We start from the raw sequence: 22,956 nt of genomic DNA on the forward strand, positions 1-22,956 counted from the left end.
GGATCGTGGTGCAGCCTGGCTTCAGCCAGCTCGGCGGTTCGGCCACGAGACTGAAATTACGCACTCAACCAAGACACGTCGACCTACCTGGCTTCAGCCGCCCCGGCCGCTCGCCAACCAAACTGAAACCACGCAGCCAACCAAGACCCGACGACCTACCTGGCTTCAGCCGCCTCGGCAATTCCCCAACCAGACTGAAACCACGGAGCGATCAGCCCGCGTCAGCGCAGCACCAGCGCCGGATCACCGAGGCGCCGGTAGACGCTGCCGAACCGGGCGTCGACGCGCAGCCACGCCGGATGCGCACGTACCCGCACGATCTCATCGGTGGCCAGCACGTCGGCGTTCTGCGGCAGGAAGCCCATGGCGGTCAACGCGAAGACACAGCGCATCGGGATACCGACGCTGGCCTCCCCCGAACTGACGGCCAACACCTCCTGGTCCAGTAGCGACGCCGGCGGTCCGTGCGCGCTGCTGTGCTCCTTGGCCAGCGCGGTGCCGCGTTCGGCGAGATCCAGGATGGCCCAGGCCGGCACATCGTCGTAGTGCGTGAATCCGGTGTCCGGGGGCAGCACCCCGCGCCAGGCGGAGTCCATCGCGAAACCGGGTTCGACGAAACCCGATTCATCCATGGCCGGCAACGCCCGCGCCAGGGTGTCCGCGCCGGCCGACAGATCGTTGGGTCGCACCCGCCCGGACACCACCCGGCAGGCCAACACGTCGAAACCCGTCGACACCCAGGCCACCACCTGACCGGTGCCGGTGCGCTCGCGGAACCGGATCACCGCGGCATCGTCGAGGCGCAGCGCCCGGTCGACGAATGTCGACAGATCGTCACGGTGGGCGGCGTTGTCGAGCCAGAGGCCGCGGTCGGGCGATGTCACCGCCGGTAACGCTCCAGGTATTCGCGGTGATGCGGCAACAGCCGCACCAACTTCTGCTCCTCGATGTTGAACGCCGCCAGCTGTGTCTCGGCGATGACGGCAGGCTTGGAGTCCGGATCGGCGCCGACCGAGCGCACCTCGTAACCCAGGTTGAAGTCCACCGCCCGCAGCCTGCTGACCCAGATGGTCACCTGCAGCGGCGAATCCATCAGCCGCAGCTGGCCCTTGTAGCTGACCTTCACCTCGGCGATGAGCAGCCCGATGGTGTCGATGTCGTTGACGAACGGCTCCTGCAGGAAGGGCACCCGCGCCTCTTCCAGGATGGTGACCATCGTCGCGTGATTGACGTGCTGGTACATGTCGATGTCCGACCACCGCACCGGCACCGGTGTGACGAAACGCTCAGCCACTTGTCCCCGTTCCTGAAGTCCTTGTCATGCTTCGGATCTGGCGTGCGGCCACCGACAGGGTGGCCAGGTCGCGTTGCCCCTCGCTGTGGATCTCGTCCAGCGTCCGCTGCGCCCGGTCCACCCGGGAGGTGTTGGTCAGCTCCCACTCCTCGATCTTCTGCTCGCCGGTCTCATCGGGCTCACCGACCGCCAGCACGTCGAAGCACAAGGCACGCAGCGACCCATAGATGTCATCCCGAATGGCCAACCGCGCCAACGAATGCCACCGGTCATCGCGTTCCAGGCTCGAGATCGCGGTCAGCAGACCGTCGATGCCCAGATGATCCATCAGCGCGAAGTAGGTGTCGGCCACCTCGACGGCATCACGGTCGGCGATATCGGCGATGTCGATGACATCGAGCAGGCTGTACCGGTACAGGCCGTTGGCCACGGTGTAGGCCAGCTTCGCGGACACTCCCTGGGCCTCGAACTCACCGGACTCCTTGGCCACGATGGCCTTGTCGTCGCCACGCAGCCATTGCGGCATCAGCGGTGTCAGCGCCGCCACCTGATCGGCGAACCGGTTGATCTCGGCGCCGACGGCCAGCGGCTGCGGCCGGTAGTTCACCAACCAGCGTCCTGCCCGGTCGATCAGCCGGCGCAGATCCAGTGTCATGCGATCGGTCACCGTGGTCGGCAGCCCATCGATACCGGCCTGCTTGATGTCCTGCCACACATCGCGCACCTTGAAGATCGCGTCGGTGGCGGCGTAGGCACGCACGGCGTCGACCGGTCCGACGCCGGTGTCCTCGGTCATCCGGTAGGCGTAGGTGATGCCGCTGGTGTCCACCAGATCGTTGACCAGCATGGTGGTGACGATCTCGCGGCGCAGCTGGTGCGCCCGGATGTCACCGCCGAACTGGTCGCGCAGCGCTTGCGGGAAGTACTGCGGGATGCGGGCCGCGAACACCTCCTGGTCGGGTAGATCGGTGCGCAACACTTCATCCTTGAGGGACAGCTTCACGTGCGCCATCAAGGTCGAAAGTTCCGGTGAGGTCAAACCGATCCCGGCCTCGCGCCGACGCAGGATCTCCTTCTCCGACGGCAGTGCCTCCAGTTCGCGGTTCAGTCCGCGCTGGGTGACGAACTCCCTGATCTGGCGTGCGTGCACCGGCAGCAGGCTGGCCGAATTGGCGCGGCTGGTGCCCAACAGATCGTTCTGATCGATATTGTCGGCCAACACGAGTCGGCCGACCTCGTCGGTCATCGACATCAACAGCTCGGTGCGCTCCTCGGCGCCCACCTTGCCCGCCGTCACCAGCGAGTCGACCAGGATCTTGATGTTGACCTCGTGATCCGAGCAGTCCACACCGGCCGAGTTGTCCAGGGCATCGGTGTTGATGCGTCCCCCGGCGAGGTTGAACTCGATGCGGCCGCGCTGGGTCACGCCCAGGTTGCCGCCCTCGCCGATGACCTTGACCCGCATCTGATTTCCGTTGACGCGCACCGCCTCGTTGGCACGGTCGCCGACATCGGCATCGGATTCGGTCTCGGCCTTGACGTACGTGCCGATACCTCCGTTCCAGAACAGGTCGACCGGTGCCAGCAGCACCGCCTTCATCAACGCCGGCGGCGTCATCTCCTCGACATCGTCGGGCAGGCCCAGCACATGGCGCACCTGTGGGCTGATCGGAATGGCCTTCTGCGCGCGGCTGAATACCCCGCCGCCCTCGCTGATCAGCGATTTGTCATAGTCGGCCCAGCTGGAGCGCGGCAACGCGAACATCCGCTCCCGCTCGGCCCACGACGCCTTCGGGTCGGGGTTGGGGTCCAAGAAGATGTCGCGGTGATCGAAGGCGGCCAGCAGCCGAATGTGCTTGGACAGCAACATGCCGTTGCCGAAGACGTCACCGCTCATGTCACCGACGCCGACGACGGTGAAGTCCTGGGACTGGGTGTCCACGCCGATCTCGCGGAAATGCCGCTTCACCGATTCCCAGGCGCCCCTGGCGGTGATGCCCATGGCCTTGTGGTCATACCCCACCGAGCCACCGGAGGCGAACGCGTCGCCGAGCCAGAACCCGTAGGACTTGGCGACATCGTTGGCGATATCGGAGAACGTCGCGGTGCCCTTGTCGGCGGCGACCACCAGATAGGCGTCGTCCCCGTCGCGGCGCACCACCCCGGTCGGGGTCACCACCGTGCCGGTCGACTTGTCCACATTGTCGGTGAGGTCGAGCAGGCCAGAGATGAACAGCCGGTAGCAGGCCACACCCTCGATGCGGGTGGCATCACGGTCGGCCACCGCGTCCCCGGTGGGCAGCGGCGGTCGTTTGACGACGAATCCGCCCTTGGCGCCGACGGGCACGATGACGGCGTTCTTCACCGCCTGCGCCTTCACCAGGCCCAGGATCTCGGTGCGGAAGTCTTCCCGGCGATCCGACCAGCGCAGCCCGCCGCGCGCGACGAATCCGAACCGCAGGTGCACACCCTCGACCCGCGGCGAATAGACGAAGATCTCGAATTTCGGCCTGGGCAACGGTAGTTCGTCGATCAGGCCCGGGTTCAGTTTGAACGACAGCACATCCTGCGCGCGCGCCGAGTCCTCGGCGCTGACGAAGTAGTTGGTGCGCAGCGTGGCCTGGACCAGGCCGGCGAAGGCCCGCAACACCCGGTCGGTGTCCAGGCTGACAAGTGCATCGATATCGGCGGCGACCGCAGCGGCGGCGGCCTGCGCATCCAGTGTCTTGCCCGAGTCGGCCACATCGGCCTCCGGGGTGAACAGGGCCTCGAACAGCTCGACCAGCGAGCGCGCGGTCCCCGGATTTCCGTTGAGCACACCCTCGACGTGGGTCTGGCTGTACGGAAACCCGGCCTGCCGAAGGTATTTCGCGTAGCCGCGCAGGATGGTCACCTGCTGCCAGGTCAGTCCCGCACGCAGCACCAGTTCGTTGAAGTGGTCGATCTCGGCACGGCCGTGCCAGATCGCGGTGACCGTGTCGGCGAACCGGCGCGCGACATCCTCGATCTGCGCGTCCGGGGTGGACGGGATGGACGGGTGCGGTGACACCTTGAACTGGTAGATCCACACCGGCAGGCCATCGGGTCGGGTGACGGTGAACGGGCGCTCCTCCAGGACCACCACGCCCATGCACTGCAGCATCGGCAGCAGCTCCGACAGCGAGGCGGACCGCCCGCCCAGGTACCACGTCAACCAGTCGATCCGGTCGTCTCCGCCGTCGCGGAACACCAGCTTGACCGAATTGTCCTGCAGTTCCTCGATGATCGCGATGTCGTCGATGGCGTGCTGCGGCGTGAAGGCCTGCTTGTAGACCTCGGAGAACGCGGTGGCATAGTGCTCGGCAGCGCCCTGCGCTATCGACCCGGATTTGACCGAACCGATCAGCCGGTCGGCCCAGGTGCGGGCGGCCTCGGTGAGCAGATGTTGGATCCGCTCCTCGTTGTCCGACGAGGTGTCGATATCACCACGCTGCGCCCCGTCGGGCATCTTGACGGTGAAGTGCACCACGGCCCAGGGCGATTCGCTGACCCGCGCCGCATAGTCGATGCCGGCCCCGCCGAGCTCGCGGACCAGGATGTCCTGCATCTCCAACCGGACGGCGGTGGTGTAGCGGTCACGCGGTAGGTACACCAGCGCCGAGACGAAGTGACCGAGTTGGTCGGCCCGCAGGAACAGCAGGGTGCGCCGCAACGAGCCGAGGTCGACGACGGCCCTGGCCATCTCCATCAGGTCCGGGGTCTGCAGCGCGAACAGCTCTGAGCGCGGAATGGTCTGGATGACGTCCAGCATCAGCTGACCGGGATGGCTCGGATCCGAGTGCGACCGGGCCAGCACCTCGTCGACGCGACGTGAGATCAGCGGGATCTCAAGCACATTGGCGTTCATGGCGGCGACGGTGAACAACCCCACGAAACGGTGCTCGATGGCCTGACTGGACGCCGGGCCGGCCGGGTTCTCGCGGACCACCACGATGTAGGGGTAGTTGCCGTAGCGCACGAAGCTGGGCATGGTCGCTTGGGCGAGCACGAGCAGGTCGTCGGCATCGGTCAGCTGCGGCAGCACATCGCTGCGCAATTTGAGCACACCGAGCCGGCTGGCCGCATCGACGGTGGCCTGACCGTTGTGCACGGCGCACCGCTGGTAGCCGAGTAGCACGAAGTGACCGTCTCCGAGCCAGTGCAGCAGCGCCGCGACATCGCGGCGGTCCGGGCCGAGGAAGTGCCCCGCGTGATCGGAATCCAGGGCGTTGGCCAGCCCGATCAGCGTCGCGTTGAGCGCCGCGGAATCGGCGGCCACCTCGCGTGCGTCGGCCAGGACCGCGGGCAGCAGCGAGGCGACGCGGTCGACGGCGTCGGGATCCACCGCAGATGCGAGCCGGACGTGCACCCACATCTCGTCGACGCCGTCGGCGGGCGCGTCGTGATCGGCGGCAGGCAACAGCGCCACCAGGTCACCGTCGCCCGTGCGGCGGGCCCGCAGAACCGGATTCATCACGCCCGCATAGGCCACGCCCATGCGATGCAGCAGCACCGTCACCGAGTCCATCAGCATCGCGCTGTGGTCGGTGACCACCTGGATCGCCGGGCCCAGCCCGGCCGGGTCATCGGCCGGGTACACCGCGACGAGGGTCTCCCCCGGTGCGCGGCGGTGCCCCAGCGTGGTGTGCGCCGCCAACAACTCCGGAGTCGCCAGTTTGGTGCCGCCGCGCACGATGGGCGCGGTGACCGCGGTGTCCGCCGCGGGGGCGTCACCGTAGGGACCGTGGTGGGTTTCGGTATAGGCGTCGGTCAGGCGCGCCGTCACGTCCTGACCCAACTGCAACCGGTCGGTGGTTCCGGGATTCACCGTCATGTTGAGGGCTCCTCACTGAGACCTTCGCGCTGCCGAGAGCACACCTGTACGACCCTATCTGTCCGGTGGGTCGGGCCGGGTGTCCGCCACCGGATCGATGCCACAACGTCGCCACAGACGACGAAACGGTTGCCGGGCGTCACCGCCCGGCAACCGTTTCGTCGGTTCTGCAGGGGTATCAGTCGCGGGTCAGCTTGCGGTGGGTGACCCGGTGCGGGCGGGCCGCCTCGGCACCGAGACGCTGAATCTTGTTCTCCTCGTAGGCACCGAAGTTGCCCTCGAACCAGAACCACTTGGCCTCGTTGTCGGTGTCGCCCTCCCACGCCAGGATGTGCGTGCAGGTGCGGTCCAGGAACCAGCGGTCGTGGGAGATCACCACCGCGCAGCCCGGGAACTGCTCGAGCGCGTTCTCCAACGAGGACAGCGTCTCGACGTCCAGGTCGTTGGTGGGCTCGTCGAGCAGGATCAGGTTGCCGCCCTCCTTGAGGGTCAGCGCGAGGTTCAGCCGGTTGCGTTCACCACCGGAGAGCACCCCGGCCGGTTTCTGCTGATCCGGGCCCTTGAAGCCGAACGCCGACACGTAGGCGCGCGACGGGATCTCGTTCTGCCCGACCTCGATGTAGTCCAGTCCGTCGGAGACGACCTCCCAGACGTTCTTCTTCGGGTCGATACCGGCGCGGCTCTGGTCGACGTAGCTCAGTTTGACCGTCTCACCGACCTTGACCTCGCCGCTGTCGGGCGCTTCCAGCCCAACGATCGTCTTGAACAGCGTCGTCTTACCGACGCCGTTGGGGCCGATGACGCCGACGATGCCGTTGCGGGGCAGGGTGAAGGACAGGTCCTTGATCAAGGTGCGGCCCTCGAAGCCCTTGTCCAAATGGCTGACCTCGACGACGGTGTTACCCAGTCGCGGCGGGGCCGGGATCTGGATCTCCTCGAAGTCGAGCTTGCGGGTCTTCTCGGCCTCGGCGACCATCTCCTCGTACCGGTCCAGGCGGGCCTTGTTCTTCGCCTGGCGGGCCTTCGCCCCCGACCGGACCCAGGCCAGTTCTTCCTTCAGCCGCTTCTGCAGCTTCTGGTCCTTCTTGCCCTGGACCTCCAGTCGCTCGGCCTTCTTCTCTAGGTAGGTCGAGTAGTTGCCCTCGTACGGGTAGGCGCGGCCGCGGTCGAGTTCCAGGATCCACTCGGCGACGTTGTCCAGGAAGTAGCGGTCGTGGGTGACCGCCAGGATCGCGCCCTTGTAGTCGGCGAGGTGCTGTTCCAGCCAGAGCACGCTCTCGGCGTCGAGGTGGTTGGTGGGCTCGTCGAGCAGCAGCAGGTCGGGCTTGGACAGCAGCAGCTTGCACAGCGCGACGCGGCGCTTCTCGCCACCGGACAGGTGGGTGACCGGCTCGTCCGGCGGTGGGCACCGCAACGCGTCCATGGCCTGCTCGAGCTGGGAATCGATATCCCAGGCGTCGGCGGCGTCGAGCTCCTCCTGGAGCTGGCCCATCTCCTCCATGAGCTCATCGGTGTAGTCGGTCGCCATCAGCTCGGCGACCTCGTTGTACCGGTTGAGCTTGGCCTTGACGGCGACGCCCTCCTCGACGTTCTCGCGGACCGTCTTGGTCTCGTCGAGCTGCGGCTCCTGCATCAGGATGCCGACCGTCGCGCCTGGTTGTAGGAAGGCGTCACCGTTGTTGGGCTGGTCGATACCGGCCATGATCTTGAGGACGCTCGACTTACCGGCCCCGTTGGGACCGACAACGCCGATCTTCGCGCCCGGAAGGAAGTTCAGGGTGACGTCGTCAAGGATGACCTTGTCGCCGTGCGCCTTGCGGACCTTCCGCATCGTGTAGATGAAATCGGCCATGCCGTCGTCGTGCCTTTCGTCGGGCTGGGAATCGCGTCGAACTCGGGTCCCATCCTAGGCACGGCCGATCCACCCGTTACGCCGACAGTGAGAGCTCCGGGTCTTCGACCTCGACGGTGGTCTCCTGCTCGACTTCGGGCTCGGCCGCTGCTGCCTGCCCGTCCTCGGAGCGCGACCGGTCCAGTTTCGCCCGGCACCGGGTCAGATCAGGGCCGACGGCCGAGGCGCGGACCTCGACAGCCGTGCGGCGATTGCCTTCCCTGTCGTCGTAGTCGTTGGTGTAGACATGGCCGATCACCACGACCGGGTCACCCTTGTACAAGACGTTGGACACGTGGGTGGCGAGCTTGCCCCAGCAGTGGACGGTCACGAACAGGGAGTTGCCGTGCTCCCAGCTGCCCTCGGGGGTGCGTCGCCGCGAGTTGCTGGCCACCCGGAATCGCAGATAGTCGTCATCGCCGATACGGCGCGGCACGGGGTCGGTGGCGACGGTGCCGACGAGGGAAAACGGGGTCTCGAACATGGCGGTGCCTTTCGGTCATCTCGGTGCCGACGTCTCGCCGGCCTGTGCCCTCCATTGACCCGACGGACACCGACGACACCGCCGCCGATGTGCCGGACGCGCGACCGCCTGTGGATGAATCCGCCATTGTGGATGACGGCCCGTTGCCCGCCCGCGGTACGTCTTAGGCGATGATCGACGGTGTGGCAGATGAGGGCACCGCTGTGATCGGACGCGCGCAATGACCATGCCGCAACGCCTGACCGATCGCTATGAGCTGGGCGAAGTCCTGGGCTTCGGCGGGATGTCGGAGGTACATCGGGGCCGCGATGTCCGGCTGCACCGCGATGTGGCCATCAAGATCCTGCGTGCCGACCTGTCCCGCGACCCGAACTACTACCAGCGCTTCCGCCGCGAGGCCCGGCACACCGCATCGCTGAGCCATCCGTCGATCGTCGCGGTCTACGACACCGGCGAGGCGCAGACCCCGACCGGGAAACTGCCGTTCCTGGTGATGGAATTCGTCGACGGCGACACCGTCGGCTCGCTGATCGAACGGCACGGGGCGCTGCCCCCGCAGCAGGCCATCTCCGTCATCGCCGAGGTGTGCACGGCGCTGGAGTTCAGCCACGGCCGCGGCATCGTGCACCGCGATATCAAACCGGCCAACATCATGGTCACCCGCAGCGGTGCGGTGAAGGTGATGGATTTCGGGATCGCGCGGTCCATGAACGCCACCACCGGTGAACGACTGACCGCCACCTCCGCGGTGGTCGGCACCGCGCAGTACTTCTCCCCCGAGCAGGCCCGCGGTCAGCGCGTGGACGCCCGCACCGATGTGTACTCGCTGGGTTGTGTGCTCTACGAGATGCTGACCGGACAGGCGCCGTTCACCGGTGACACCCCGCTGTCGGTCGCGTATCAGCATGTCCGCGAACGGCCGGTGCCGCCGTCGCAGCGCCGTGCGGGCATCTCCGCAGAACTCGATGCCGTGGTGCTGACCGCGCTGGCCAAGAAACCCGAGAAGCGCTACCAGAGCGCGGCCGACATGCAGGCCGATCTGCGGCGGGTCGGCAGCGGGCAGGCGCCGATCGCCGCCACCGCCCCGCAATCCGCCGACGCGGACGTCACCGACGAAACCCCGACGGTCGGCGGCCCGCGGACAATGCAGTTGCCCGCCCAACAGCCGCGTCGGTGGTCGCGGCCCTGGCTGATCGCCGGCGCGCTCGCCGCCGTGCTGGCGCTGGTGGTCGCCGGTATTTACGTCGTCGGCGCCATGAACCGGATCCAGGTGCCGGATGTGCAGGGGCTGGACCGGGCGACCGCGGTGAGCCAATTGCAGGACAGCGGCCTCAACCCGACGGTGGACACCAGGCCCGACGGAACGGTGGAGGCCGGACAGGTGATCGGCACCGAACCCGCGGCGGGATCATCGATCGCCTCGGGCGGCGATATCACTGTCAATGTGTCGACCGGCCCGGAGCAGCGCCGCATCCCCGATGTCGCGTCGATGTCCTATGAAGACGCGGTGCAGGCGCTGCGCGACGCCGGGTTCGCCGACGTCCGGCGCCGGCCGCAGGCGTCGCCTGCCGAGCAACTCGACCGGGTCATCGGCACCGACCCCGCGGCCGGCCAGGATGCGGCGACCAGCAACGAGATCGTCATCTTGGTCGGGTCCGGGCCGTCGTCACGGCCGCTACCCGATGTCACCGGTCAGCCGGTGGAGCAGGCCACCCAGAACTTGAACGCCGCGGGGTTCACCACGATCTTGCAGGCCGATGCCGACAGCGTGCTGCCCATCGGTCAGGTCGCGGGCACCGACCCGCCGCCGGGAACATCGGTGGCCACCGACGCCCCGGTCACGCTCAAGGTGTCGCGCGGCAACCAGTTCGCGATGCCCGATCTGACCGGGTTGTTCTACGGCGAGGCGCTGCAGCAGCTGCAGGCGCTGGGCTTCACGGGTCCGCTGCTCAAGGGACCCGACGTCGCCGCCGGCGGTGACAACCGCGCCCGCGTGGTGCAGCAGGACCCGCCGCCGCAGACCGGGGTGAACCGCGACGGCACCATCACGGTGCGCTACGGCAGCTGAACTCAGGACGTCTTGTTGCGGTCCTCGGCCTGCGCGAGCTTGGCGAGCATGTTGTTGTAGGCGGCCAACTCGGCATCCTCGTCGCGATCGGCGGCGCGGTCGAGGCGTTTGGCCGTGCGGTTGTCGCTGCGGCGCCACTGGATGAGCAGCGCCAGCATCACCAGGACCAGCGGAACCTCACCGGTGGACCAGGCGATACCGCCACCGAGTTTCTGATCGGCCAGCAGGTCGGTGTGCCAGGGCAGATTCAACGAACGGTAGAAGTCCTCGGCGATCACCGAGTTCATCCCCATCAGCACCACACCGAAGAAGGCGTGCAGCGGCAGCGACCCGAAGACCATCGCCAACTTGCCCAGCGGCGGGATGGGCCGCGGTGTCGGATCTATGCCAATGACGACCCAGTAGAACAGGTAGCCGCTGAGCAGGAAGTGCACGTTCATCGCCAGGTGTGCGCCGTGGCTGTCGGCCGCGGCGTCGAAGATGCCGCCGAAGTACAACCCGTAGAACCCGGCCACGAAGATCGCCGTCGCGACAATCGGGTTGGTGAGGATTTGCGACACCCGGCTGTGCAACGCGGCCAGCAGCCATTCCCGCAGACCCGGCGGCCGGTCCTTGCCCGCGGTGGGCAGCGCACGCAGCGCCAGCGTGACGGGGGCGCCCAGCACCAGCAGCACCGGCACCAGCATGGACAGCAGCATGTGGGCCGCCATGTGCATGCTGAACATCGCCGGCATGTAGCGGCCCAGACCCGAGGACGTCGCGAACAGCAGCGCCGCGCACCCACACAGCCAGGCGATGGTGCGCCCGACCGGCCAGCCGTCCCCGCGTCGGCGCAGCCGCACCACTGCGGCGATGTAGACCGCGGCGAAGATCAGCGCGGCGGTGCCGAAGACCAGGTCGAAGCGCCAGTCGAACAGGATCCGCGCCAGCGTCGGCGGCCCGGCCAGGTCGTAGCCGATCTCGACGGCGGTGATCGAGGGCAGTTCGACGAGCGGAGGCGGCGGGGTCCGGCCGAGCGCGACCGCCAACCCGAAGGTGATGCCGAAGACCAGTGACTCGACGAACGCCAACCGGATCAGCGGACGACGGTCGGTCGGGTCCGCGGCGAGCGCCGCCACCCCGGATCGTCGCTGCAGCCAGCCCAGGATGCCCAGCGCCACCAGCGCGGCCGTCTTGCCCAGCAGCAGCCAGCCGTAGGTGTAGTCGAACAGGTCGGCCGGCCGCACCCGGACCAGGGCGTTGATGATGCCGGACAACGCCATGGCGGCGAAGCACCACAGCGCGATCGCCGAGAACCGGCGCGCGGCGAGATCGAGGTGGTCACCGCCACGGACCGCCAACGTCCACAACGCCAACAGCCCGCCGGCCCACACCAACCCGCCCACGAGATGGATGAACAGGCTGTTGGTCGCCACGTCATGGCTGCCCCCGGAGGAGGAATGCCCCGTCAACGCCAGCGGCAGCAGGGTGACCAGCGACCCGGCCAGCAGCACCGGGGTCCATGACCATCGCAGCACCGGCATGCTGACGACCGTCACGATGGCGGCGAACAGTGCCGTCCACCGCCAGGTGCCCGCGGTTTCGACCAGGCTGGCCACCGACCAGATGTCGATCGGGCTGAGTCGGCTGGTCAGCGGTGCGCCGGTGATATCGGAGACGGTCAGCGGCACCAGCAGCACCGCACAGACCGTCCAGACGCCGGAGGCGATGGTGCCGGTGCGCAGCGCGCGGTAGCCGGTCACGTCGAGCACGCCGCTGCGCTGCGGGGGCACCAGGAACGCCGCCATCAGGAACGAGCCGACCGCGATGGCCGCGGCGATCTCCCCGGCGGCCCGGACGAACGGCAGTCCGTAGGTGGTCGCGGGACCGGGATTGGGGAGTCCGGTGGCGGCCAGCGCGTCCACGAGCGACAGCCCACCGAAGCCGGCGGCGACCGCCCCGGCCAGCAGCGCGACGCCCCACAGCGTCGGCCACACGGTGCGGACGCGCACCGGTGGCGCAACGGTAGTCATGACCTCCAGGGTATTCGGCGGCCTCAGCGGGCTGCGGAGTGGCGTGACGCCCGCTCACGCTTGAGGTACTGGCGCAGCGCGGTCTTCTCGACGGTGTTGACGTCGGCGAGGATGGCGCGGATCTCGTCGAGGAAGGCCTGCCGGCGCTCGGACAGATCCGGTGCGCGCTGCAGCAGGTTCTGGTCGGCGAGGACCTGGCGGGCGGTCGCGAACAGCAGTGCCGAGACCGACTCGGCGCTGCGCACCTTGCCCTGCGCGACGTGCTGGCGTCCGACGCCGAGCGCGAGTTTGGTCAGATCGGGTTCGGAGATCTCGGCCGAGGCGTCGCGCAGTACGTCGGCGACGATCTCGTAGGCCTCGAAGAACGGCCGCAGCATCGCCGCGCCGAGCAGCGGCTGCTTGGTGCGCAACAGTTCGCGGATGGCGTCGGGTCCCTGCGCGATGCGCTCCTCCCAGCCGTCCACCCAGGACATCTCCCGGGTGACGTTGTCCCGATAGGCGGCCGAGTCGGCGAAGTAGAACTCGAACTTGAGCAGATCGCGCAGCCGCATCACCTGTGACCAGAACACCTCGAGCCAGTCGGCCTCCGCGGCGGCGGCGTGGGCCAGCGCCAGCTCGATGATCGAGGTCTCCAGGAATGCGTAGATGATCGAGTTGCGGTAGAACGCCGCCTCGTGTTCGTCCTCCGGAGCGATGCGCCACACCGGCTCGCGGCCGCCGTCGACGCGGGTGACGGGGTGACCGCCGGAGAGCGCATCCACCGCCGCGCGCACCCCTTCGGGGGTGCGCAACCGCAGCACGCTGTTGGTCATCGGGATCTCTCGGCGCTCCAGGTAGTCCAGCGCGTCGGCGAACGTGTGGTGCAACTGGTCGACGGTGAGCGCGACGCCGCGGGCGGTGAGCAGCAGCGCCGACACCAGGCCGGTGGCGTTGACCGGGGTGACCTGCACGATGCGCCACGCCACCTCGAAGGCCATCTTCTGCATGGCCAACCGTTTCGCGTCCTGGTCGGCGGCGATCGGGCCGTTGGGTTCACCGAGGTACTGGCGCATGGAGACCGCCTCGGGGAAGCGGACGTAGATCTTGCCGTAGTTGCGTTCGCCCTGGGCCTTGATGAAGTTGTAGAGCCAGCTGACACTCTCGGGGGTTTTCTCCCCGCCGCGGGCATATTCGGCGTACTCGGCGGTCTCGTGCAGTTGGTCGAAGCTGATGGACACCGGCTGCAGCAGGATGTCCTCACTGCGCCCGTCGAGATAGGCGTCGGCGACATAGGACAGCAGACCGAGCTTGGGCGGCAACATCTTTCCGGTGCGTGAGCGCGTGCCCTCGATCGACCAGTTGAGGTTGAACCGCTTTTCGACGATATAGCCGACGAATTCGCGCAGTACGTACTTGTAGAGCGGGTCGTCGAGCTTGCGGCGCAGGAAGATCACCCCGGAGTGCCGGAAGATCGGCCCCATGAATCCGAAGGACAGGTTGATCCCGGCGAAGGTGTGCACCGGCGGTAACCGGTTCTCCTGCATGGCAACCGGAACGATGACACCGTCCAGATAGGAGCGGTGCGAGAACAGCAGGACGGCGGGGTGCACTTCGAGCGATCCCCGCATGGCCTCGATCTCGGTGCGGTCGTAATCGATGTGCGGGTCGAAGCCCCGGCTGAAGATGGCCCGGCCCAGCGTCGGGATCAGGTCGACGGAGAATCTGCTCCAGCCAGTGGAGAGCTCGTCGAGCATCTCGCCGGCCTTGTCGACGGTGGCACCCGGGATACGGTCCAGACCCTCGCGGAATCGCGCCGAGGCCAGCATCTCCGGTTTGACCAGTCGCGGCGATTTGTATTCGGGTCCGAGCAGACGCAGTTCGACCCGTTCGATGGCGAGGATGGCGCGGCGGATGACGAAACGCGCGAATTCCCTAGGGTTCTCGGCTGTGGTCGTGTCGTTCCACTGCTGGCGCAGCTCGGAGACCTTGGCCGGTTCACCGGCCACCACACGGGCCCGCGACGGGTCCTTGCGCAGGATGCGGCGCTGGAGCAACTCCGGCGGGCGGTAGGTGTCGCGTCCGGAGATCAACGCGACGACCTTGGACCGCGTCGGCAGGCCGCCGGGCACCCAGAAGATGCGCACCGGCACCACCGAGCGGTCCGGGTCGGCGGAGAGCAGTTCGACCAAGCGTGCCATCACGGTGGCCGGTGGGTCGTCGGAATGGTCGGGCAGCAGCAGCACCTCGACGCGTGCGTCGGGTCGCTCGCGGTGCTGGCGGGCCAACCAGTCATCGAGCAGCTCCTGTTCGGCCGGGGATCCGACGGCGGCCAACACCAGAGTGTCGCCGGTCGGGCTGAAGCTGGCGAAATCCTCAGCGACCGGTTTCACGGGCGTCCTTCCCATGCTGATAGATGGCGTGATCCGGCAGATCGCCCACCGGCCAGGACTGCAGCGTGTCCCGATACAGCTGACGGACCTCGGCGATGCGGTCGGGCAGGTTCTCGTGCGTCCAGTCCTCGATCGGGATCGGCGGGAACACCGCGACGTCGACCTTGCCGGCGTTGAACGTGCTGGAGTCGCGGGCCGCGATGATCTCGGCATTGCGGATCACGATCGGCACGATGGGGATACCGGCGGCCATCGCGATTCGGAACGGCCCCTTCTTGAACGGACCGACCTCGGTGGTGTCCAGCCGGGTGCCTTCGGGCGCGATGAGGATGGAAAGACCCTTCTTGGCAAGCTCTTCCACCTTGCGCAGGCCTTCGACGGCGGCCTGGGTGTCTTCGCGGTCAATGAACGCCGCGTCCATCACCTTGCCGAGGGGACCCATCAGCGGGTTGCGCTCGAGCTCCTTTTTCCCGACGCCGGTGAAGTTGTCGCCCACGAGCCGGCCGGCGATCAACGGATCGGCCTGGTTGCGGTGGTTGAAGATGAACACCGCCGGCCGCTGCGCGGTCAAATTCTCCCGGCCCAGCACGTTGAGGTCGATGCCGGTGGTCAGCATGAGCAGCCGGCCGAAGTTGGTGGTGAAGAAGTTGACCCCGGCGCGTCGGTTGCCGGTGAGCAGGCCGACGCCGATGGCACCGGCCGCCACCGTCGGGATGGTGGCCAGGCTGGCCAGGGTGCGGATCTGCGAGATGGGGCTGCTGCCGCTGCGGCTGCGGAACTTCAGGACCGGCCAGCCCCGCTTGGCGGCGACCGCGGCCAGTTTCCCGGCGGGATTGGTCGGGCGCGGGTTGCCGACCAGATACATCAGCGCGACATCTTCGTCGCCGTCGGCGTAGAAGTAGCTCTTGGACAGGTCGACACTGTTCTCGGCTGAGAATTTCTGCACCGCATTGGCTTTGCCCGGACCCCAGATGATGGGTTCCTCGACTTCACCGGTGATGAGCCCGTGCTCGTCGGCGATGAACTTGTTGCTCAGGATGTTGTCGATGCCCAGGAACTGCGCGACCGGCTCGACCTGGACCGTGAGCGCCGAGGAACTCAGCACCACGGTGTGTCCGCGGGCCTGATGCGCCCGCACCATCGCACGCATCTCGGGGTAGATGCGGTCGCGGACGTGCTGGACGAACAGCCGCTCCCCCAGCTCGTCCAGATCGCTGATCGAATTGCCCCGCAGCATCCGGGCGCCCCTGCCGATCAGGTCCTCGAATTCCGAGCGGCCCAACTGATGGTTGATTCCGGCCTGCACCATGCCGATGAACTCACCCGCGCTCATCTGCCTGCGCCGCAACCGATCCTGGGTCATCAGCACGCCGGTGAAGCCGGCGACCAGGGTGCCGTCCAGATCGAAGAACGCGCCCACTTCCGGGCCCGGTGGGCTGGCCTCGATCTCGGCGACCGTACCCGGAAGCCGCATCACCGGAGATTCACCGTTAGCCGGACTCATTGCGCGGCACTCCCTTTCGGCGAGTTGGTCTCGGGCACCTCGAAGGATGCCGGGGCGGCGCGTCCGTCGCCGCCGAGAGCCAGCACCTCATCGAAGCCCTGCAGCAGGCAGCGTTGCCACAGGCCGTCGTCGAGGAACGCGGCCCGGTCATAGCGAGTCGTTACGGTGACATAGCCGCCGCGCGATACCAGCACCGTCATCATCGCGACGCCGGGCAGCGGGCCGAGTCCATAGTGCCGCAACACCTTTGCCCCGGCGATGTAGGTGTCGCCCGGGTACACGGGAACGTTGCTTGCCTGCACGTCGGAATTGACCACCGAACCGGCGACCGATTCCAGCACGGCGTCGGGAAGGAAACTCGCGATGGGCGCGATCGAGCCGACCATGTCGATGGCCCGTTCCTCGCGCTTGCTGGTCATCTGCGAGCGGATCGCCTTGATCCGGCGTTCGGGGTCGGCGATGCCGACCGGTGCCGCGAGATTGATACCCGCGAAACGGTTTCCGCCCGCGGGATCGTCGGCCGATCGCAGATTCACCGGGACGGCCATCGGCAGCGCATCGATGGGCATGCCCTTGGCTTCGTGGTAGAGCCGCAGCGCCCCGCAGAGGCCGGCCAGGTAGGCGTCGTTGATGGACCCTTCGACCGCCTTGGCCGCGGTGTGCAGGTCGGCAAAGACGATGTCGATGGCCTCGCTGCGCGAGGACAAGCTGCGCCGGCGCAGCAGCGGCGAATGGTCGGCCACCGGCCGGGAGACCCTGGTGGTGGACAACGCGTAGTCGACGACGCCGCTGACCGTCGCGGCGGGATCGCGCACGACGTTGGTGACCGCGTTCACCGCCCCACCCAGCAGACCGAGCACGCTGTTGGTGATCTTCATGGGCATCCGGTTGATACCCATCTTCATCAGGTCGTTGGAGGACAGATCCTGCGGAATCGGCAGCGGCGCAGGCGTGCCGATCTCGACATCACGTTCGAGGTTGTAGATGTGGGCGAACATCTCGACGGTGCCGACCCCGTCGGCCACGGCGTGGCTCAGGTGCAAGATGGTGGCCGCCCTGCCGTCGGCCAGGCCCTCGACCAGGGTCGCGCTCCACAGCGGCCGGGTGATGTCCATCGGCGACTGCAGCGCGATCTCGGCCAGGTCCAGAACCTGGCGCAGCGTGCCAGGCTCGGGGGCTCGCACCCGCCGCACGTGGAAGTCGAGATTGAAATCGGGGTCGACCACCCAGCGCGGTGATGCCGTCGGCAACGTCGGCATGACCACTTTCTGGCGCAGCCGCAGCACCTTGCGCGAGGCCTGCTCGAACACGGCGCGGAACCGATCCCAATCGGGGGTGGTGTCAAGCAGTTCGACGCCCATGATGCCCGAGCGGGTACGCGGATTGGCCTCGCCGCGGTGCAGCAGTGTGTCGACGCCGTTCAGTTTCTGGGGCAACCCCGCCGCATCCAACGGCACCTTGCTCATCGCGCGAACTCTCCTCCTGATACCGACCCGGCCAACGCCCCTGATGCAGCGTCCACGCTAGTCGGCGTCGCGCCTACGCGACGTCCCTTTCGTCGCTGTTGGCCGACCCGAGCGCCGAACCTCACAGCACCGTCATGCAGAGGTGCGGATTTCCCCCGTCGGCGGGAGGCGTTCGTCCGGCAATCCGCGATAGGCCGCGGCCTCCAGGATCCGTTTCTGTTGGCCGTTTTTGGCCGGCACGATCCGCAGGTTCACCCAGGCACCGTGATCGGTCGGCCGAATGTAATAGCACTCATCGGTGTCCGGACAGTAGATGCAGATGGCGTCGACAGCGTCCTTGTCCAGCGCCGTGGAATGCACGCCATGGCGGTCTGCCCAGGTGGAGCGCAGATTGAGTTTGATGACGCCGTGCCGTGCCGACCGGTACTTCACCTGTACCCGATAGAAGCGACCCGCCTTGTACGCGACGAGGTCGAAGGGCGCGTGCTCGGTCGCGGGAAACAGCACCATGAATCCGTCGGCGACCAGATCGCCGAAAGCCTTCGCAACGCCGAGATCACCCTTGTCCTTGGTGTGGTGTCGAGCCATCATCGCCTGTCGGTGGGTCATGGGTACGTCGGGTGACCTGCCGTGCCTCTGATGCGGGAAGGACGTCTGCGACGTGTAAATTACGGTGGTCCACGCTTTGCCCCCGTGGCGCAACGGATAGCGCAGCCGGCTTCTACCCGGTAGGTTGCAGGTTCGAATCCTGTCGGGGGTACTTCTCACCGGTTACGTCGTCGCCGCTGCGGATCTTGCCCCCCTTCCTCGGTTCAACCGCACGCTATCGCGCCGGTCCGACAAGGCGAGGCTCACCGCCAGCCCACGTCGATCAAGCTCCGCTTATGCGCGTAAGTTACCGACGACTGCGGATCACTCCTGCGCGAGCCGAAGCTCGTCGAACGCGGCGGCCAGATTCGGCCGAATCGTCAGAACACTGGCCAGTCCGATGAGCTCCAGCGGACGGCGCGTCGCGGGACCGTCTGCAACGACCACCAACGGCACGTCCGGGGTCAGCTGTTCATGCGTTTCCACCAGGACCGACATGCCGTAGGAAGCCAGCAGATCGGTATCGGTCAAATCCACGATGACCCCGGTGGGCTGCTTCTTGAGCGCCGCGTTGACGATCTGACGCAGATCTGGCGCGGTCACCATGTCCACGGGACCAGAACAGCTGACCACGACCGTGGTGTCGTGCCAGGATTCGGCACATACACACGGTGATGGGAAGGGCTCACGTTGGTCGGACATCGAATACCTCGCGGATGCGTCGACTCGGGGCGCAATGTCTCGCGGGCTGTTTCTTAACCAGTCAAGTTAGAACGCCGAGTACCACCGAGCCTAACGTAAGCCCATCGCGCACGACCGCGAAGCGACACCCTGGAGGCCGCCTGGCACTCTGGTCGCAGGTTGTCAGTGGCAGAACAGCGGAGGTCACACCCATTTCACGTCAACGCACCGATGATGTCGCCCTCGAGGGGCTGTTGCCCGCCGGAACCGTCATCGATCTCGACAACTGTGCCCGTGAACCGATCCACATCCCGGGCAGCATCCAGCCGCGCGGTGTGCTCGCCGTGGTTCGGGAGCCGAGCTTCGAGATCCGTCAGGTCAGCGCCAACGTCGCAGAACTCCTGGGCCGCTCCGTCGAGGACGTCTTGAACCAGGATCTGTCCGCGCTGATCGGCACCGATCAGGCCGCGCTGATCCGACAGGCCGCCTCCGCCTTCGGCGATCTGCGTCAACGCAACCCGCTGGAACTGGAGATCATGGTCGATGGCCGGGCACGGGCCTTCGACGCGCTGCTACACCGCGAACCCGGTGGCGTGCTGCTGGTCGAGGTCGAGATCGCCTACGGCGAGCGCCCGTTCTCCTTCCCCAACACCTATCAGGCCGTCCGCAATTCGGTGGAGGTGCTCAACCGGGCGAACGGACTGACCGCGTTGTACGACGCGGCCGCCCACGCGGTGCGCGAGCTCACCGGGTTCGACCGCGTGATGGTGTACCGCTACGACAAGGATTACAACGGCGAAGTGGTCGCCGAGGCCAAACGCGACGACCTGAACTCCTTTCTCGGCCTGCACTATCCCGCCAGCGACATCCCGGCGCAGGCACGTGCGATGTATGAAAAGAACTGGTTGCGCCTGATCTCCGATGTCAGCTACACCGCCGCGCCCCTGGTCCCGGCGATGAACCCCGACAGTGGATCACCGGTGGACCTGACCAACGCCACGCTGCGCAGCGTGTCCCCCATCCACATCGAGTACCTGCAGAACATGGGCGTACGGGCATCGATGTCGATCTCGCTGCTGCGCCACGGCAAGCTGTGGGGCCTCATCGCGTGCCACCACTACTCCGGCCCGCACCTGCCGCCCTACGGCGCCAGGGCTGCCGCCGAATTCCTGGGATCGACGCTGTCGCTGCGGTTGGTCGACCGCTTCGACGAGGACCAACTGCGCGAGCAGTTGGCCGCCCAGTCACTGTTGAATCACCTCACCGCCGCGACGCTCAACGATGCGGAACCGTTGGCCGCCACCTTGCTCGGCACACCCAGCGTGCTCGATTTGCTGCCGGCCACCGGCGTCGTGGTCAATGTCGGCGGCGAGTACCGGGTGCTGGGATCGGTGCCGCCGGCCGAGGTGGTCGCTGCGGTGGCCCGCTGGGCCCGCGGAACCGGCGAAGGGATCGCCGTCACCGAGTGTCTGTCGCGAGAGCTGCCGGACCTGCAGGTCGATCCCGAAGTGGCCGCCGGCGCACTGGCGCTCAAGCTGCCCGACGACCAGTACGTGATCTGGTTCCGGGACGAAGCGGTGCGCTCGGTCGACTGGGGCGGCGATCCGCACAACAAGGCGATCGCCGTGCAGGAGGGCGACGAGGTCCGGTTGAGTCCACGCAAGTCGTTCGAGCGCTGGCGGGAGGTCGTCGACAAGTGCAGCGAGGCCTGGGCGCCGATCCAACTAGAATCCGCCGAGGCGCTGCGCCTCCACCTGGTCGAGGAGCTGTACCGCCGCACCCGCAGCGCACTGCGGGTGGCCGAGGTGCTGCAGCGCAGCCTGCTGCCCGAGTCGATTCCGATGATCGAGAATTGGGACCTGACCGCCGATTACCTACCGGCGGCGGGCGGCCGGGTCGGCGGTGATTGGTACGACGCCTTCGAACTACGTGACGGCCGACTGGTGGTGCTGCTCGGCGATGTCGCCGGGCATGGACTGACCGCGGCCGGCACCATGGCGCAGCTGCGAAACGTGCTGCGTGCCAACTTGTTTGCCGGCACTGCGCCGGGTGCGGCCATCGCCGAGCTGAACACCTTCAGCGTGCACCTGATGCCCCGCACCTTCGCGACCGTGATCGTGGCCCGGATCGACACCACGACCGGTCACGTCGAGGCGGCCTCGGCCGGGCACCTGATGCCGTTTCTCACCGGCACGGACGGCGGAACCTTCGGGGCACCGATCGCGTTGTCTCCGCCGGTGGGACTGCGCGCCGCGCAGTACGTCACCAGTGAGTTCGTGATCGAACGCGGCCAGAGCCTGGTGATGTTCTCCGATGGACTCGTCGAGCGGCGGACCACCTCGATCGACGAGGGTTTGGACCGGTTGTCCGACAAGCTGGATGCGGCCGAGAGGTTCACTGCGTCATGGATTTCGGCGGCCATGACGCCGAATGACACCGACGATGATGTCACCGTGATCGCGTTGCGTCGCCGCTGACGCGACCCGCAACGGCCGACCAGCGCCGGGTCGGTTCAGCGCACGGCCCCGGCCGCCCGTCGACCGAGGCTTTCATCGGCGGCGCAGTAGGTATCGGCGGCAGCCGTCAGGTTCTCCGCGTGCGCGAGCAGTTCCTCGTGGACCGTGGCTGTGACCTGATCGACGGCCATGGCCACCGACCGGATGGCCGCACCGCTGAGTAATTGCGCGACGCCGTCGGCGGCAACGCAGAGGCATTCGCCCGCGGCGGTGCCGGCGATGAACGAGCCGGTATCGCTTTCCGCGGCGGCGGCCGCCGCCATTTGCACCGGGTCGACCCGCAGGTTCGCTGCCATGCACTCGAGCGCAAGCCGTTGCCGTCCCCGCGATCTGCACCATTTCGGCAGTGAGACGGCGATCGCCGGCCCGTGCGGATCACGTCGGATCCGGACGGGCCGGCGAGGCCTTACGCGGTGGCCGGCCGCCCGATCACCAGTCGTCGGAGCGAATGGCGGCCGTGGCGTCCGGCATGACGCTGTCGGTGCCGGGCGTCGAAAGCGACCATCCGCCGACACCTTCACAGACCATGTCGGTGGGCATCGATACCTGCGACGGCACCGGGACGCCGAGTCCGGAGATGTTCGGCATGTTGAGCTGCGGGGTGGGCAGCATCCCGGTCACACCGCCGATGCCGCTGGGCGCCCCCAGCGACGGCTGCGGCAGCATCTCCGCCAGGACACCGGTCACACCCGCCAGCGGCGCCATCACCAAGCCCGGAATACCCTGCGCCGCGCCGGCTGCGGGTGCGATGACGCCGGGGATGCCAGCGAATGCCGTGCCACCACCTGCGGCGGCCCCCGGGCCGGCAACACCAACCGCTCCGGCCGGCGCGGCGGCCTGAACCGCCGCCACCGCGGGTGCCGTCACTGCCTGCACGGCTCCCAGCCCACCGGTACTTGCCATCAGCGGACCCACGATCGCGGCATTCACGCCACCTGCACCGCCAGCCGCACCGCCAGCCGCACCGGCACCACCTGCACCGCCAGCCGCACCGCCACCGCCGGCACCACCAGCACCGCCACCGGCCGCACCACCACCAGCGGCACCACCGCCACCTGCACCGCCAGCCGCACCGCCACCGGCCGCACCACCACCAGCGGCACCACCGCCACCTGCACCGCCAGCCGCACCGCCACCGCCAGCACCACCAGCACCGCCACCCGCGGCACCACCGCCGCCAGCACCACCAGCACCGCCACCCGCGGCACCACCGCCGCCAGCACCACCAGCA

The 22,956-nt window shown here is 67.6% G+C and carries 16 protein-coding genes and 1 tRNA gene; 3 read left to right on the top strand and 14 right to left on the bottom strand.

Translation table 11 applies throughout. The features are described 5' to 3' along the window. Nucleotides 1-221: 221 nt before the first annotated feature. From ACWDUN_RS15115 to ssb, 5 genes are all read right to left on the bottom strand, one after another. Nucleotides 222-884, bottom strand: coding sequence for a hypothetical protein (locus ACWDUN_RS15115; RefSeq protein WP_449929930.1), 663 nt, complete (start codon nucleotides 882-884; stop codon nucleotides 222-224). Then, on the bottom strand, nucleotides 881-1,294 hold the full coding sequence (locus ACWDUN_RS15120; RefSeq protein WP_449929932.1) for an acyl-CoA thioesterase: 414 nt from the start codon (nucleotides 1,292-1,294) through the stop codon (nucleotides 881-883). Before ACWDUN_RS15120 ends, ACWDUN_RS15115 begins: the two co-directional genes overlap by 4 nt. Further along, a complete protein-coding gene (locus ACWDUN_RS15125; RefSeq protein WP_449929934.1) occupies nucleotides 1,287-6,146 on the bottom strand; it encodes an NAD-glutamate dehydrogenase in 4,860 nt (1,619 codons plus the stop codon). The genes ACWDUN_RS15120 and ACWDUN_RS15125 overlap by 8 nt, the downstream gene beginning before the upstream one ends. A gap of 178 nt (nucleotides 6,147-6,324) precedes the next feature. After that, on the bottom strand, nucleotides 6,325-7,998 hold the full coding sequence (gene ettA, locus ACWDUN_RS15130; protein WP_449929936.1) for an energy-dependent translational throttle protein EttA: 1,674 nt from the start codon (nucleotides 7,996-7,998) through the stop codon (nucleotides 6,325-6,327). 76 nt (nucleotides 7,999-8,074) lie between these two features. Further along, nucleotides 8,075-8,521 carry a single-stranded DNA-binding protein gene (gene ssb, locus ACWDUN_RS15135; RefSeq protein WP_449929938.1) on the bottom strand — a complete coding sequence of 149 codons (447 nt, stop codon included), beginning with the start codon at nucleotides 8,519-8,521 and terminating at the stop codon, nucleotides 8,075-8,077. Between the two features lie 220 nt (nucleotides 8,522-8,741). On the opposite strand from ssb, the gene pknB reads away from it, so the two are divergent. Next, nucleotides 8,742-10,589, top strand: coding sequence for a Stk1 family PASTA domain-containing Ser/Thr kinase (gene pknB, locus ACWDUN_RS15140; protein WP_449929940.1), 1,848 nt, complete (start codon nucleotides 8,742-8,744; stop codon nucleotides 10,587-10,589). A gap of 2 nt (nucleotides 10,590-10,591) precedes the next feature. On the opposite strand, the gene ACWDUN_RS15145 is transcribed toward pknB, so the two are convergent. The 5 genes from ACWDUN_RS15145 to ACWDUN_RS15165 all read right to left on the bottom strand — a co-directional run bounded on the left by ACWDUN_RS15145 (nucleotide 10,592) and on the right by ACWDUN_RS15165 (nucleotide 18,549). Then, a complete protein-coding gene (locus tag ACWDUN_RS15145) occupies nucleotides 10,592-12,601 on the bottom strand; it encodes a cytochrome c oxidase assembly protein (protein ID WP_449929942.1) in 2,010 nt (669 codons plus the stop codon). 23 nt (nucleotides 12,602-12,624) lie between these two features. Further along, entirely contained in the window at nucleotides 12,625-14,970 is a 2,346-nt protein-coding gene (locus tag ACWDUN_RS15150; protein WP_449929944.1) for a glycerol-3-phosphate 1-O-acyltransferase, read from the bottom strand. Continuing rightward, the gene (locus tag ACWDUN_RS15155; protein WP_449929946.1) at nucleotides 14,954-16,474 is read right to left on the bottom strand and encodes an HAD-IB family hydrolase; all 1,521 of its coding nucleotides are present in this window, start codon (nucleotides 16,472-16,474) and stop codon (nucleotides 14,954-14,956) included. Before ACWDUN_RS15155 ends, ACWDUN_RS15150 begins: the two co-directional genes overlap by 17 nt. After that, a complete protein-coding gene (locus tag ACWDUN_RS15160) occupies nucleotides 16,471-17,940 on the bottom strand; it encodes a wax ester/triacylglycerol synthase family O-acyltransferase (protein ID WP_449929948.1) in 1,470 nt (489 codons plus the stop codon). Before ACWDUN_RS15160 ends, ACWDUN_RS15155 begins: the two co-directional genes overlap by 4 nt. 132 nt (nucleotides 17,941-18,072) lie before the next feature. After that, the gene (locus ACWDUN_RS15165) at nucleotides 18,073-18,549 is read right to left on the bottom strand and encodes a group I intron-associated PD-(D/E)XK endonuclease (protein WP_449929950.1); all 477 of its coding nucleotides are present in this window, start codon (nucleotides 18,547-18,549) and stop codon (nucleotides 18,073-18,075) included. Between the two features lie 78 nt (nucleotides 18,550-18,627). Between ACWDUN_RS15165 and ACWDUN_RS15170 the strand changes: the two genes are divergently transcribed. Next, a tRNA-Arg gene (locus ACWDUN_RS15170) sits at nucleotides 18,628-18,700 on the top strand. Between the two features lie 152 nt (nucleotides 18,701-18,852). Here ACWDUN_RS15170 and ACWDUN_RS15175 read toward each other — a convergent pair. Continuing rightward, complete coding sequence (locus tag ACWDUN_RS15175) at nucleotides 18,853-19,230, bottom strand: STAS domain-containing protein (RefSeq protein WP_449929952.1); 378 nt, start codon at nucleotides 19,228-19,230, stop codon at nucleotides 18,853-18,855. 233 nt (nucleotides 19,231-19,463) lie between these two features. Between ACWDUN_RS15175 and ACWDUN_RS15180 the strand changes: the two genes are divergently transcribed. Beyond that, nucleotides 19,464-21,686: a SpoIIE family protein phosphatase gene (locus ACWDUN_RS15180; protein WP_449929953.1), complete on the top strand. Its 2,223-nt coding sequence runs from the start codon at nucleotides 19,464-19,466 to the stop codon at nucleotides 21,684-21,686. Between the two features lie 35 nt (nucleotides 21,687-21,721). On the opposite strand, the gene ACWDUN_RS15185 is transcribed toward ACWDUN_RS15180, so the two are convergent. The 3 genes from ACWDUN_RS15185 to ACWDUN_RS15195 form a co-directional block, all read right to left on the bottom strand. Next, nucleotides 21,722-22,021 carry an ESX-1 secretion-associated protein gene (locus ACWDUN_RS15185; RefSeq protein ID WP_449929955.1) on the bottom strand — a complete coding sequence of 100 codons (300 nt, stop codon included), beginning with the start codon at nucleotides 22,019-22,021 and terminating at the stop codon, nucleotides 21,722-21,724. 133 nt (nucleotides 22,022-22,154) lie between these two features. Continuing rightward, nucleotides 22,155-22,655 (bottom strand): hypothetical protein, encoded by a 501-nt coding sequence (locus ACWDUN_RS15190; RefSeq protein WP_449929957.1) that lies wholly within the window; start codon nucleotides 22,653-22,655, stop codon nucleotides 22,155-22,157. After that, on the bottom strand, nucleotides 22,652-22,956 hold a 305-nt coding region (locus ACWDUN_RS15195), incomplete at its 5' end, for a hypothetical protein (protein ID WP_449929959.1). The genes ACWDUN_RS15190 and ACWDUN_RS15195, both read right to left, overlap by 4 nt.

The sequence above is a fragment of the Mycobacterium sp. NPDC003323 genome (assembly GCF_053589535.1).

Coding starts and splice junctions, on each gene's coding strand:
- ACWDUN_RS15185 (WP_449929955.1), bottom strand. CDS start 22,021: ATGGCAGCGAACCTGCGGGTCGACCCGGTGCAAATGGCGGCGGCCGCC.
- pknB (WP_449929940.1), top strand. CDS start 8,742: ATGACCATGCCGCAACGCCTGACCGATCGCTATGAGCTGGGCGAAGTC.
- ACWDUN_RS15165 (WP_449929950.1), bottom strand. CDS start 18,549: ATGACCCACCGACAGGCGATGATGGCTCGACACCACACCAAGGACAAG.
- ACWDUN_RS15125 (WP_449929934.1), bottom strand. CDS start 6,146: ATGACGGTGAATCCCGGAACCACCGACCGGTTGCAGTTGGGTCAGGAC.
- ACWDUN_RS15145 (WP_449929942.1), bottom strand. CDS start 12,601: ATGACTACCGTTGCGCCACCGGTGCGCGTCCGCACCGTGTGGCCGACG.
- ssb (WP_449929938.1), bottom strand. CDS start 8,521: ATGTTCGAGACCCCGTTTTCCCTCGTCGGCACCGTCGCCACCGACCCC.
- ACWDUN_RS15155 (WP_449929946.1), bottom strand. CDS start 16,474: ATGAGTCCGGCTAACGGTGAATCTCCGGTGATGCGGCTTCCGGGTACG.
- ettA (WP_449929936.1), bottom strand. CDS start 7,998: ATGGCCGATTTCATCTACACGATGCGGAAGGTCCGCAAGGCGCACGGC.
- ACWDUN_RS15160 (WP_449929948.1), bottom strand. CDS start 17,940: ATGAGCAAGGTGCCGTTGGATGCGGCGGGGTTGCCCCAGAAACTGAAC.
- ACWDUN_RS15175 (WP_449929952.1), bottom strand. CDS start 19,230: ATGTCCGACCAACGTGAGCCCTTCCCATCACCGTGTGTATGTGCCGAA.